This is a genomic window from Candidatus Didemnitutus sp., assembly GCA_019634575.1.
Taxonomy (GTDB): domain Bacteria; phylum Verrucomicrobiota; class Verrucomicrobiia; order Opitutales; family Opitutaceae; genus Didemnitutus.
In genome coordinates this window covers 131830-144288 of sequence record JAHCAY010000002.1, presented here as the reverse complement: position 1 = coordinate 144288, position 12459 = coordinate 131830, and the positions used below count along the sequence as shown (strand labels likewise).

General features: G+C 66.5%; 11 protein-coding genes. 9 read left to right on the top strand and 2 right to left on the bottom strand.

The window, feature by feature from the left end:
• The first annotated feature begins 156 nt into the window (after positions 1-156).
• Positions 157-570, top strand: coding sequence for an OsmC family protein (locus KF715_15665; protein ID MBX3738132.1), 414 nt, complete (start codon positions 157-159; stop codon positions 568-570).
• Between the two features lie 158 nt (positions 571-728).
• On the opposite strand, the gene KF715_15660 is transcribed toward KF715_15665, so the two are convergent.
• Entirely contained in the window at positions 729-1163 is a 435-nt protein-coding gene (locus tag KF715_15660) for a hypothetical protein (GenBank protein MBX3738131.1), read from the bottom strand.
• A 110-nt stretch (positions 1164-1273) separates the two neighbouring features.
• Between KF715_15660 and argH the strand changes: the two genes are divergently transcribed.
• The 3 genes from argH to KF715_15645 all read left to right on the top strand — a co-directional run bounded on the left by argH (position 1274) and on the right by KF715_15645 (position 7175).
• A complete protein-coding gene (gene argH, locus KF715_15655; protein MBX3738130.1) occupies positions 1274-2674 on the top strand; it encodes an argininosuccinate lyase in 1401 nt (466 codons plus the stop codon).
• Between the two features lie 23 nt (positions 2675-2697).
• Positions 2698-4545 (top strand): DNA mismatch repair endonuclease MutL, encoded by a 1848-nt coding sequence (mutL, locus tag KF715_15650; GenBank protein ID MBX3738129.1) that lies wholly within the window; start codon positions 2698-2700, stop codon positions 4543-4545.
• Between the two features lie 134 nt (positions 4546-4679).
• Positions 4680-7175 (top strand): glycogen/starch/alpha-glucan phosphorylase, encoded by a 2496-nt coding sequence (locus KF715_15645; GenBank protein MBX3738128.1) that lies wholly within the window; start codon positions 4680-4682, stop codon positions 7173-7175.
• A gap of 195 nt (positions 7176-7370) precedes the next feature.
• On the opposite strand, the gene KF715_15640 is transcribed toward KF715_15645, so the two are convergent.
• Positions 7371-7883, bottom strand: a complete 513-nt coding sequence (locus tag KF715_15640; protein MBX3738127.1) for a thermonuclease family protein — start codon at positions 7881-7883, stop codon at positions 7371-7373.
• 122 nt (positions 7884-8005) lie between these two features.
• On the opposite strand from KF715_15640, the gene proB reads away from it, so the two are divergent.
• From proB to KF715_15615, 5 genes are all read left to right on the top strand, one after another.
• Positions 8006-8776 carry a glutamate 5-kinase gene (proB, locus tag KF715_15635; GenBank protein MBX3738126.1) on the top strand — a complete coding sequence of 257 codons (771 nt, stop codon included), beginning with the start codon at positions 8006-8008 and terminating at the stop codon, positions 8774-8776.
• Positions 8773-10062 carry a glutamate-5-semialdehyde dehydrogenase gene (locus tag KF715_15630; GenBank protein ID MBX3738125.1) on the top strand — a complete coding sequence of 430 codons (1290 nt, stop codon included), beginning with the start codon at positions 8773-8775 and terminating at the stop codon, positions 10060-10062. Before proB ends, KF715_15630 begins: the two co-directional genes overlap by 4 nt.
• A gap of 108 nt (positions 10063-10170) precedes the next feature.
• Positions 10171-11670: a YdbH domain-containing protein gene (locus tag KF715_15625; GenBank protein MBX3738124.1), complete on the top strand. Its 1500-nt coding sequence runs from the start codon at positions 10171-10173 to the stop codon at positions 11668-11670.
• A gap of 212 nt (positions 11671-11882) precedes the next feature.
• Positions 11883-12086, top strand: a complete 204-nt coding sequence (locus KF715_15620) for a hypothetical protein (protein ID MBX3738123.1) — start codon at positions 11883-11885, stop codon at positions 12084-12086.
• The gene (locus KF715_15615; GenBank protein ID MBX3738122.1) at positions 12083-12448 is read left to right on the top strand and encodes a YdbL family protein; all 366 of its coding nucleotides are present in this window, start codon (positions 12083-12085) and stop codon (positions 12446-12448) included. The genes KF715_15620 and KF715_15615 overlap by 4 nt, the downstream gene beginning before the upstream one ends.
• The last annotated feature ends 11 nt before the right edge of the window (positions 12449-12459 follow it).

Here is a 12459-nt window from a genome sequence, read left to right as displayed (position 1 = left end):
CTTCCTTGTAGCGGCGGTCTATGGCCACCGTGGGTAGCCCGCGCTCCGGGCTCGGGTAATCCCGCCCGCGGAGCAGTCGGGCTACCAAATCTCCCCAGGTTTGCGGTGACGGACTTTTTTGTGTCTTCTGGCGCCTCTTTGTGGCCAACTCCCGCCATGGTCAAAAGCACCGGCACCTACATCGGCGGGCTGAATTGCCAGCTCACGCACGGCCCGTCCGGCCAGACGATCGACACCGACGCGCCGAAGGACAATCACGGCCGCGGCGCCGCGTTTTCGCCGACCGACCTGTTCTGCGCCTCGCTCGGCTCGTGCATGGTCACGACGATGGCGATCGCCGCGAAGAATCGCCTCGGCATCGACATCCCCGGCGTGAAGTGGGAAGTCACCAAGGAAATGTCCGCCGACGCCCCGCGCCGCATCGTGCGCATCGCCACGCAGGTCTGGATGCCGTTCGCGAAGACGAAAGATCCCGAAGGCCTCCTCGAACGCGCCGCGCTGGCTTGCCCGGTGAAGAAGAGCCTCGCGCCCGAGGTCGACACGCCGGTCGTCTTCCATTGGCCGGAATAATCCGGTGCGGTGTATAGCGCCGTGCGCACCCGCCGAATGTAACCTAATAGGTTACATTGCGCCGGTGCACTGCCGTCGCGTTTTTCATCCCACCTTCGAACCCGCCTCCGGGCGGCTTGGTGCGGTGAACGCAGCCGACGGGCCGGAGCTCGCGCGCGTCAGCGCGAGAGTTCGTAGCTGCCGTTGAAGATCAGCTCCACGTCGTCGACATGGATGCGGACCTTGATCTTGCCCGCGTGATCGTTGGCGGGTTGCGCGCGACCGGTGACTTTGCGGGGTTTCTTTTTGTGGTTCTGCGCGTCGCCGGTGAATTCCACGGTCTCGCCCTTCGCGAGCCGCGCGAGGGCGGCGTCCGTCACGGTGATCGTGATCTCGCCGTGCTCGCTCCACGGAAACCACGGAAAAACCTTTGCGTTGTAAGTCGTGCTCCACCGGTCGCCGCTGCGCTCGAACGTGCACGTCGTGAGCGTGACGCTGCCGACGTAGATCGACGTCTTCATCGCCGGCACCGTCGCCCGCATGAAAGCCGCCTCCGCCGCGCGCGCGGGGAGCGTGGCGAACAGGCAGGCGAGGAGCACCGCGGCGAAACGCATGCCAGCACGATGCCCCGCCGACTCGCTCCCGCAAACTCCAAGTGCCGTCGCCCGGCGCGACCCAAAATCTCGTTGCCACGCCCGGCGGCGGGACGTTGCTTCGCTCTCCTATGGCAAAGAAAGCGCAAGCCACTTGGGGCGGACGTTTCTCGGCGGGACCCGCCGAGCTGATGCTCAAGTTCAGCGAGTCGGTCTCCTTCGACTCGCGCCTCGCGCCGTTCGACATCCAAGGCAGCAAGGGCCACAGCGCCATGCTCGCGCACGTCGGCATTATCACCGCCAAGGAGCGCGACGCCATCCACGCCGGCCTCGACGCCATCCTCGCGGAGATCAACGCCGGCAAGTTCACGTGGAGCACGCAGCTCGAGGACGTGCACATGAACATCGAGCAAGCGCTGACCAAGCGCGAGCCCGCTGCCGCCAAGCTCCACACCGCGCGCAGCCGCAACGACCAGGTCGCGACCGACATGCGCCTCTACTTCAAGGCCGCGTGCACGGACGTCATCCAGCGCATCGACGCCGCGCAGCGCGCCATCCTCGCGGTCGCCGAGGCGAATCCCGACGTGCTCATCCCCGGCTACACGCACCTGCAGCGGGCGCAGCCGGTGTTCGTCGCGCACCATCTGCTCGCTTACCTCGAAATGCTGCAGCGCGACGCCGAGCGCTTCGTCGTCGTGCAGGATCACGCCAACTGGTGCCCGCTCGGCTCCGGCGCGATCGCCGGCACGACACTGCCGATCGACCGCGAGTTCGCCGCGAAACAACTCGGTTTCATCGACGACGCCGGCCGCCCGCGCGTCACGCAGAACAGCATGGACGCCGTCAGCGACCGCGACCTCTACATCGAGTTCGCCTCCGCGTGCGCGCTCGTCGGCGTGCATCTCTCGCGCATGGCCGAGGACCTGATCCTGTGGATGAGCGCGGAGTTCAAGTTCGTCGATTTGCCCGACGCCTTCTGCACCGGTTCGAGCCTGATGCCGCAGAAGAAGAATCCCGACTCGATGGAACTCATCCGCGGCAAGTCGGCGCGGTTGCAGGGCAATCTCCACACGCTGCTCACGCTGACGAAGGGCCTGCCGCTCACCTACAATCGCGATTTGCAGGAGGACAAGCCGCCGGTCTTCGACAGCCACGACCAGACCGTGCTCTGCCTCGACGTGCTCGCGGGCACGTTCGCCGGCCTGACTTTCCACCAGGAGCGCTGCGCGACGGCCGTCGCCGATCCCGCGCTGCTCGCCACCGATCTCGCCGACTACCTCGTGCGCGCCGGCGTCGCTTTCCGCGAGGCGCATCACGCGGTCGGCGCCGTCGTGAAACTCGCCGAAAAGAAAGGCGTGCCGCTCGATCGCCTTTCCAACGACGAAGTCGCCGCCGTGCATCCGAAGTTTGGCCCGGATTGGTCCGACTCGTTCGTGCTCGCGAAAGCGATGGCGCGTCGCACCGGCACCGGCATGCCCGGGCCCGCGCAGGTGAAGCGACAGGTCGCGCGTTGGAAGAAACTGCTCGGCTGACGCCGCGCGTCGCCGCTCCGTTCATGCCCCGCATCCGCGTCCTCTCCGATCGCGTCGCGAATCAAATCGCGGCCGGCGAGGTCATCGAGCGCCCGGCGGCGGTGATCAAGGAGCTCGTCGAGAACTCCCTCGACGCCGGCGCCACGCGCATCGAAGTCGAATTCCGCCACGGCGGGCGCAGCTACATGCGCATCGAGGATAACGGCTGCGGCATGTCCAAGGACGACGCGCTGCTCTGCCTCGAGCGTCACGCCACGAGCAAGATCGTCGAAACGACCGACCTCGACACGCTGCACTCGTTCGGCTTTCGCGGCGAGGCGCTGCCGTCGATCGCGAGTGTGGCGAAATTCGAGCTGCAAACGCGCCCGGCCGATGCGTCCGCCGGCACCGAGGTGCTCGTGAACGGCGGCAAACTCGTGCACGTCCGCGAGTGCGGCGTCGCGCCCGGCACGCGCATCACCGTCACTCATCTCTTCAACGCCGTGCCGGCGCGCCGCAAGTTCCTCAAGAGCGACGCCACCGAGTCGGCGCACATCATCCAGACCGTGCGGCTCTACGCGCTGGCCTGTCCGCAGACGGCTTTCACGCTCATCGAGGACGGCCGCGTGCTGTTCCAGTCGCCCGCGTGCACGACGCTCGAGGCGCGCGTGGCGGAAATTTTCGGGCGACAATTCACCGCCGATGCGCTCTCGGTTGACGCGAACGACAACGGCCTGCGCCTCACCGGCCTCATCGGCAAACCCGGCGTATCGCGCGCCGCGCGGCACGAGATGATCATGTTCGTGAACCAGCGCCCGGTGGACAGCCGCACGCTCAACTACGCGCTGATCGAATCCTACACGACGTCGCTGCCGAAGGGCCGCTATCCGGTCGCCGTGCTCTTCCTCGAGATGAACCCGGCCGCGGTCGACGTGAACGTCCATCCGGCCAAGCGCGAGGTGCGTTTCCGCAGCGAGGGCGAGGTGAGGGGTTTCGTCATTCGCACCGTGTTGCAGCGTCTGCGCGAGTTCGGTGTGGGCGTGCCGGTTGTGGAAACTTCGAGCCCGGAGACTGCGGCGCGCGGTGTCGAGCGCCTGGCGGAGTGGCGACGCGTGAGCACGTTTGCGCCGCCGCCGGCTGCGGTGCCGATGTCGCCGACCAGTTCGGCCGTCGCGCCCGCATCCCGCCCCGAGCACCCGCGCCCGGAGGTCGCGGGCCGCCCGGGTTCAACGCCGCAAGCTGCAGCGTCGCTCGCGCCCGCGCCGCCAATCCAAAATCCAATATCAAAAAGCCCAAATCCAGCTGCGGCCTCGCGCCTGCTGGGCTGGCGTTTCCTCGGCACGGCGCACGGCGACTTCGCGCTGTTCGAGTCGCCGGCGGGTGTCGTGGTCGTCGATCGCCGCGCGGCGCACGAGCGCGTCTGGTTCGAGCGGCTGCAGACGCAGTTCGCTGACGGGCGCATCGAGAGTCAGCGGCTGTTGTTCGCGGTGCCGGTGGAGCTCGATCCGGTGGCGAGCGCGATGCTTCTCGACAAGTTGAAGTGGCTGGCGCGCCACGGCGTCGAGGTGGCCGAGTTCGGCCGTAATTTCTTCCGCATCGAGTCGGTGCCGACTTGGCTCGAACCGGAGGGCGCGGAGCGTTTCCTGCGCGACGTGCTCGCGCTGATGCGCGAGGGGCGGATCGACGAACGCAACACACGGCTGGCCGACGACGAGTTCGCGCGCCTCGCGGCGCAAAAGGCGGTGCGCCTGCCCGAGACGACGACCGAGACGGACGCGCTCGCGCTGGTCGCCCAGCTCTTCGCCTGCGCGCAGCCGCACACGAGCCCGGGCGGACGCCCGACGCATTTCGAGCTGAGTCGCGGCGAACTCGCGCGACGGTTCCAGCGCTGAGTGCGGCGCGGGGAGAAAGCTCCGCCCGCGCCCCGGAATTTTCTTAGGCTTCCCGGAAAAATCCGGTCTGACACACGGGGAGCAGGAATCGCGCCTTGCGCCGCCCGCCGCTTCAGCTGTTGGATGCGCCCGCCATGTCCGCGCCCTCCACCGCCAAATCGAAGTCCAAATCCGCCCGCAAAGCACTCAGTCCGGAAGCGGCGAATTTGCAGCGTTCCATCCTGCATTACCTGAAATACAAGATGGGCCGCGACGTCGAGTCGGCCACGCGCCGGGATTGGTGGATCGCGACGGCGACGGCGATCCGCGACCGCATGATCGAGCGTGGACTCGACACCTACAAGGCGCACCGCGTGGGCAACGTCCGGCGCGTCTACTATCTCTCGCTCGAATACCTCATCGGCCGCCTGATGCTGAACAATCTGATCAATCTCGGCCTGCTCGACGCGACCACCGAGGCGCTCGCCGACATCGGCCAGGATTTCGAAGTCATCCGCGCGCAGGAGGAAGACATGGGCCTCGGCAACGGCGGTCTCGGTCGCCTCGCCGCGTGCTACCTCGACTCGATGTCGACGATGGACCTGCCTGCCGTCGGCTACGGCATCCATTACGAGTTCGGCCTGTTCCGCCAGGAATTCGTCAACGGCCACCAGGTCGAGCATCCGGACAACTGGCTCATCTACGGCGCGCCGTGGGAGCTGGTGCGGCCGGAGTTCACGCAACCGGTGCGCCTGTTCGGTCGTTGCGAGCAGATCTTCGACGACCGCGGCAACTTCAAGTGGCGCTGGGTCGACACGAAGACGATCCTCGGTTTTCCGTTCGACATCCCCGTCGTCGGCTACGGCACCAAGACCGTGAACATCCTCCGCCTCTGGGCCTCGAAGGCCACCGAGGATTTCGATCTGCGCACCTTCAACGAAGGCGGCTACATCGAGGCCGTGCGCGAGAAGGCCTACGGCGAGACGATCTCGAAGGTTCTTTATCCGAACGACAAGACCGAGAACGGCAAGGAGCTGCGCCTCGTGCAGCAGTATTTCTTCGTGACGTGCTCGCTGCGCGACATCATCCGCCGCCACTTCTCGAATCCCGCCAACGGCTGGGACAACTTCTCCGACAAGGTCGCGGTCCAGCTCAACGACACGCACCCGGCCCTCGCGGTGGTCGAGCTGATGCGCATCCTCCTCGACGAGGAAGGCCTGGCCTTCGACCGCGCGTGGGGCATCGTGACGAAGGTCTTCGCCTACACGAACCACACGCTGCTGCCCGAGGCGCTCGAGCGTTGGAGCGTGCCGCTCTTCCAGCGCGTGCTGCCGCGCCACCTGCTCATCGTCTACGAGATCAACTCGCACCTGATGACGCTCTGCGAAACGAAATGGCCCGGCGACAACGAGAAGAAACGCGTCGTCTCGCTCATCGAGGAAGGCGGCTCGCGCTACGTGCGCATGGCCAACCTCTCGGTCGTCGGCTCGTTCGCCGTCAACGGCGTCGCCGAGCTGCACACGCGCCTCCTGCGCGCGCAGCTGTTCCCGGAGTTCGACGCGCTCTATCCGGGCAAGTTCATCAACGTCACCAACGGCATCACGCCGCGCCGCTGGCTTCGCGCCTGCAACCCGCGCCTCTCGTCGCTCATCACCTCGAAGATCGGCGACGCCTGGCCGCGCGACCTCGACCAGCTCAAGAAGCTCGAAAAATGGGCCGACGACCCGAAGTTCCAGGACGAGTTCATGGCGATCAAGCGCCAGAACAAGCTCGACCTCGCCGCGATCATCAAACGCGACTGCGGCGTCGACGTCTCGCCCGACGCGCTCTTCGACGTGCAGATCAAGCGCCTGCACGAATACAAGCGCCAGCACCTGAATCTGCTCCACATCCTCGCGCTCTACCGCCGCCTGGTGCAGAACCCCGATCTCGACATCACGCCGCGCGTGTTCGTTTTCGCCGCCAAGGCCGCGCCCGGTTACGACCTCGCCAAGGCCATCATCAAATCGATCAACGCCCTCGCCGCGCGCGTGAATCACGATCCGCGCGTCAACGGCAAGCTGAAGGTCGTCTTCCTGCCCAACTACCGCGTCTCGCTCGCCTCGCGCATCATCCCCGCCGCCGATCTCTCCGAGCAAATCTCCACCGCCGGCAAGGAAGCCTCCGGCACCGGCAACATGAAGCTCGCCCTCAACGGCGCGCTTACCATCGGCACGCTCGACGGCGCCAACGTCGAGATCGGCGAGGAAGTCGGCGCCGACAACATCTTCATCTTCGGCATGACCGTCGAGGAAGTGCAGGCGTTGCGCACGAAGGGCTATAACCCGTGGGATTACTACAACGCCGACGAGGAAATCCGCGCCGTGCTCGACTGGCTCGGTTCCGACTACTTCGTGCCCGGCGAAACGCCCAACCTGCCCGCGATGGTGCGCAGCAGTCTGCTCGAGGGTGGCGATCCCTACATGGTGCTCGCTGACTTCCGCGCCTACTGCGATTGCCAGGCGAAGGTCGATGCCGCCTACCGCGACAAGCGTCGCTGGGCGCGCATGGCCATCCTCAACACCGCGCGCGTCGGCAAGTTCTCCAGCGATCGTTCCATCGGCGACTACGCCGAGAAGATCTGGAACCTCAAACCCGTCACTGTCGCGTGAAGTAGCGCAGGCGTCCGCCGCCTGCCTCCGCGCAGCGTGAGGTAGGGGTGGTTGCCCTCAACCGCCCTCACTCGCGGCGCATGTTTCGCTCGCGAGGTAGCCCGCGACCTCCGGGCGCGGGTTGCGTGTTTGGTGGCGAGCACTTGCGCCTGCACGCGCTCCGACTCCCGTCCTCGGAGTGGCTGGGCTACCTCTTCACTTCCGATTCTTCTCCCGCCACAGCCATGGCGGAGTCGGCGCCTTGTCTTGCCACACGCCGAACTTCTGCTCCCGCGCGCGCCGCTCCAGCATCTCCATCACGCTGTCCTTGGGATAAAGTCGTTTATACCACCACGCCCAACCGGCGGCGACGATGTCCTCGTTCAGCGAACGGCCGTTGCGATACGTCACGTCGCCGATGAGGCGGCCGTAGGTGTCGAGCGTCTTGGCCGTGATGCGCACCTCGGCGCCGAGGACTTTCGTCTCGGTGAACTGCTTGGCCAGCGCGCCGCGGTCCTGATGCAGTTCTGGCGCATCGAGCCGCGCGAGGCGCACTTCGTAGACATCGGGGCCCTTTTGCACCTCGAGCGAGTCGCCGTCCTTCACCTTCACGACCCGCGCCGTGAAATCCCGCAAGCTCGTCGGCGCTCGCCGCGTGCGCGCATCCGCCACGCAGACAAAGAAGGCCGCAGCCAGACAGACGAAGATTAGGCGTGCGGGGGCCTTCACGATGCGGCGAGCCTACGGCGCAAAGGCTCCTTGCCGAGCCGGAAGCTTCCACCCGCTCCTCCGGGACTATGCCACCTTTCCCCCTTGCCGGAGCCGATTCGCCCGGCGAACGTCCCGCTCCCATGGCTGCGCGCGCGCAACGCATCATACTGAAATTCGGCTCCGGCATTCTCACGAATCCGAAGGGCAACGCCCTCGACCGCCGCCAATTCGCGCGTCTCACCGCCGAGGTCGCCGCCCTCGTTCGCGCCGGCCACGAATGCCTCATCGTCTCCTCCGGCGCCGTCGCCGCCGGCATGGCCGCCCTCGGCCTCGCCGAGCGCCCGAAAGACCTCGCCGCAAAACAAGGCTGCGCCGCCGTCGGCCAGGCGCGCCTGATGCAGCTCTACGCCGCGATGTTCGCGAAGCACCGGCTGACCGTCGCGCAGCTGCTGCTCACGCACAACGACCTCGACAGCCGCACCAGCTACGCCAACGCCCGCAACACGCTCGCGCAGCTCTTCGCGCGCCGCGACGTCGTGCCGATCATCAACGAGAACGACTCCGTCGCCGTCGAAGAACTCAACTTCGGCGACAACGACCGCCTCTCCGCCGAAGTCGCGCTGCTCGTGAAAGCCGACCGCCTTTTCCTTCTCACCAGCGTCGACGGCGTGCTTGATGCCGGCGGCAAAGTCGTGCCCGAGGTTCGTGATGTCGCCAGCGTCAGCGGATTCGTCCGCCAGGAAAAAGGCCGCCTCTCCGTCGGCGGCATGACCACCAAGCTGCAGGCCGTGAAGATCGCCACGCAAGGCGGCGTGCGCGGACAAATCCTCAATGGCCGCACGCCCGGCTTGCTGAAGGCTGCCCTCGCCGGCGAGCGCGTTGGCACCGTTTTCCCCGCGCGGCGCGCCTGAACATGAGCGACCTCGCGGCACAGATTCGCGAATTGGGCCGCCGCGCCCGTGCGGCGGCGACGCAGCTCGCACTCGCCTCCCGTGCCGACAAGGACCGCGCACTGCGCGCCATGGCGGATGCGTTGCTCGCCGCTCGCACGGAAATCATCGCCGCCAATGCCGCCGATCTCGCCGCGGGAGAAAAGGCGGGGTTATCGAAAGCGATGCTCGACCGCCTCCGCCTTGACGAAAAGCGTCTCGCGGCGATGGCCGACGGCGTGCGTGCTGTGGCCGATTTGCCCGACCCGGTCGGACGCGTGCAGCGCGAATGGTCGCACGCGAACGGCATCGTTTTCCGCAAGGTCGCCGTGCCGATCGGCGTCATTGGCATCATCTACGAGTCTCGCCCCAACGTCACCAGCGACGCCGCGTCGCTCTGCCTGAAAGCCGGCAACGCCGTGATCCTGCGCGGCGGCTCCGAGTCGCTGCGCACCAATCTCGCGGTCGCCGCTGCGCTTTCGCGCGGTCTCGTCGCGAGCGGCCTGCCCGCTGACGCCGTGCAACTGATTCCCGTTGCCGATCGCGAGGCGGTGAAGCACCTCGCGGCACTCGACGAGTTCGTGAACCTCATCATCCCGCGCGGCGGTCGCGGGCTCATTGAAGCCGTCGTCGCGAGCGCGCGCGTGCCGGTGATCAAGCACTACGACGGCATTTGCGCACTCTACGTCGATGCGGCCGCGGACCTCGCCATGGCGGAACAGATTGCACTCAACGCCAAGTGCCAGCGCCCGGGCGTCTGCAACGCGATCGAGACGCTGCTCGTGCACCGCGCCGTCGCCGAGAAATTTCTCACGACGGCCGGTCGTGCGCTGCTCGAGCGCGGCGTGCAGCTCCGGGTCGATGCAGCGGCGCACGCTGCCCTCGGCCCGTCGCTCAACTCTCAACACTCAACTCTCATCACTGCGGCGCAGCCGCAGGACTTCCGCACCGAGTTTCTCGATCTGATCCTTGCGGTGAAAGTGGTCGACAGTCTCGACGCCGCCATCGCGCATATCGAGGAGAACGGCTCGCACCACAGCGACGCCATCGTGACGGCCGATGCCGCCGCCGCAGAAAAATTCCTCAACGCAGTCGACAGCGCCACGGTTTACTGGAACGCGAGCACGCGTTTCACCGATGGCAGTGAGTTCGGCTTCGGTGCGGAGATCGGTATCAGCACCGATCGCCTCCATGCGCGCGGCCCGATGGGACTCGAGGAACTGACGACCTACAAATACGTCATTCGCGGCACCGGACAAGTGCGGTAGAGCTCGGGCGCCATTCTGCGCCGAGGATGATGCCAGGCCTGCGGTGAGGGAATGCGCCGTCCTACCTGTCGCATCGACAACCCGTCTTCCTTTGCCAAGTTTGCGCACATGTCTGCCGTTCCCGTCGTTACGCGCCGTCGCTGGATCGTTCGCTTGATCGTGGCGTTTGTCGTTCTGGTGACGGCGTTGGTCCTCGTGCGACGTCCCCTGGCTGGCGCGGCGATTGCGGCCACGCTCAAGATGGTGGGCGCCGGCGACGTGAAACTCGACGTCACACAGGCGTCGCCTTGGCGGGTCGAAGTGGCGGACCTTGGCTTTCGCGTGCGCGCGCAACGCTTCGATGCGAAGCGCGTCACGCTCGACCGGCGGCATTGGTGGTCGCCGTCGTTCGCCTCCATCCGCGTCGAGGGCGCGAAGGTGCCCGTGACTGTGGATGGCTCCGACACCAACCCGTGGCAGTGGGCGAGCTACAGCGGCGGCGGTGGCGGCACGACCACGACGCTGGCGGTTCCGGCGGAGGAAGTCAGCATCGACGGCGTGCTCGTGGTGCAGGCGGCGGGTGAGCAACAACAGGACGTGCGGGTGCAATTCGCCGTGAAACCTGCGGGGAAGGACCGGTGGAGCGGTGACGTGAATGCGACCGCACCGGGCTTCGCGGCAAAAATCGGCGGCGAGTTCAATTACGCGAGCGGGACATGGAAATTCCAAGTTGCCGACGCACAGCTCGATCTCGCGCAGTGGCAGGATTTCATCGGACAAATGGTCGTGCTGCCGGGCGGCAAATGGTCGCTCGCGGGGAAACTGCGCGGCAGCGCAACCGGCGCCTACGCCGGCGGGAAACTCGCGCTCGCCGGCGATGTCGAGCTGAGCGACGCGCGATTCGAGTTTCCCGCGCGCAACGTCGTGGCGGACGGCGTGAGCGCGAAGTTCCATTTTCGCGATCTCGACAAATTCATCTCCGAGCCCGGCGACGTGCATGTGGCGTCGCTCACCGCCGGCGAGATCAAGACGACCAACCTCGAGCTGCAGCTCGCCTTCGACACGGTGGAGAAGATCGCGGTCTCGCACGCCACGCTCGAGGCGTTCGGCGGGCGGCTCGCGGCGGAGCCGTTCCGGTTTTTCCCGCGGCAGAACGAGCTTGAGGCGGTGTTGCTCGTGGACGGCTTGGTGGTGGAACAACTGCTCGCGCTCGCGCGGGATGTGCCGGCGAAGGCGACGGGGCGGGTGGACGGCCGCGTGCCGTTGCGTATCGATGGCGCCGGTATCCGTTTCGGCACGGGCTGGCTGGAGTTGAAACGCGGCGTCTACGCCGAGGTGCAGTTCAATGCGGACGGCTTGCTCACGAGCGGCGTGGCGCCGAACAGTGCGCAATACACCGTGATGAAGAAGATCGAGGCCGGCCTCCTGCGATTGAAGCTCGCGGAGCTGCGCCTCGACATCCGCCCGCCCAAGGCGCCGCCCGGTCGCTCGGCGATCGTGCATCTCGCCGGCTCGCCGGTGGACCCGGAGGTCAAGGCGCCGGTGACCCTCGATCTCAATGTGAACGGGCCGTTCGAAAGCCTGCTCAACCTCGGCTTGAACAGCCGCGTAAGTTTCGGCGGCAAATAGCGGACGGAACCGTGGCGCCGCCCAGCGGACTAAGGCCCCGTGAGTGAGGCTGGTTCATTTTCCAACTGCGGAAGGGCGCGGCCGTCGGGCGCGTCGCGTGGCTGGCATCCGGCTCTTGCCCGACCCAACGACTCCGTGCTGCCTCCCGGAGCTCGGCCGGGATTTGAATTTTCCATCGCCTCGCGGCGTCGAATGAGCGAAACCTTCTCCACATGAAACGTCCCTTGTTCCTCGCGGTCGTTGCCACCCCGCTGCTGTTGGGCGGGTGCCTGAACGTCCGCACCGAACCGATCGAGGTGAAGCCGATCCACATCACCGTCGACGTCAACGTGAAGGTCGAGCGCGCGCTGGAGGATTTCTTCGGCGGCCTCGACGCCAAGTCCGCCACCACCACCCACGAGGAGAAAAAACCATGATCGCCCGTCTTTTCGCCGCCTGCCTCGCGCTCTGCGCGCTCACTGTCACCGTCTCCGCCCAATCGGCGGGTGCCATTCGTCAGCGCATGGAGCAGCGTCTGCCGCAGCTCGACGCGCTGAAAGCGAAGGGCGCCATCGGGGAAAACAACCGCGGTTTCGTCGAAGTGCGCGACAACGTCGGCAATGCCTCGTCCGTGGTCTCGGACGAGAACCGCGATCGCGAGGCCGTCTATGCGCTCATCGCGCAGCAGACCGGTGCGACGTCGGATTCCGTGGGCCGCGCGCGCGCCAAGCAGATCGCCGCGAACGCGCGCTCCGGCGTCTGGGTGCAGGACGAGAGCGGCGCGTGGAAGAAAAAGTGAAGCGCTTTGCC

Bases quoted from the DNA above. Each gene is read 5' to 3' on its own strand.
- proB (MBX3738126.1), top strand. From the start codon at position 8,006: ATGGCTGCGCGCGCGCAACGCATCATACTGAAATTCGGCTCCGGCATT.
- argH (MBX3738130.1), top strand. From the start codon at position 1,274: ATGGCAAAGAAAGCGCAAGCCACTTGGGGCGGACGTTTCTCGGCGGGA.
- KF715_15625 (MBX3738124.1), top strand. From the start codon at position 10,171: ATGTCTGCCGTTCCCGTCGTTACGCGCCGTCGCTGGATCGTTCGCTTG.
- KF715_15620 (MBX3738123.1), top strand. From the start codon at position 11,883: ATGAAACGTCCCTTGTTCCTCGCGGTCGTTGCCACCCCGCTGCTGTTG.
- KF715_15645 (MBX3738128.1), top strand. From the start codon at position 4,680: ATGTCCGCGCCCTCCACCGCCAAATCGAAGTCCAAATCCGCCCGCAAA.
- KF715_15665 (MBX3738132.1), top strand. From the start codon at position 157: ATGGTCAAAAGCACCGGCACCTACATCGGCGGGCTGAATTGCCAGCTC.
- mutL (MBX3738129.1), top strand. From the start codon at position 2,698: ATGCCCCGCATCCGCGTCCTCTCCGATCGCGTCGCGAATCAAATCGCG.
- KF715_15615 (MBX3738122.1), top strand. From the start codon at position 12,083: ATGATCGCCCGTCTTTTCGCCGCCTGCCTCGCGCTCTGCGCGCTCACT.
- KF715_15660 (MBX3738131.1), bottom strand. From the start codon at position 1,163: ATGCGTTTCGCCGCGGTGCTCCTCGCCTGCCTGTTCGCCACGCTCCCC.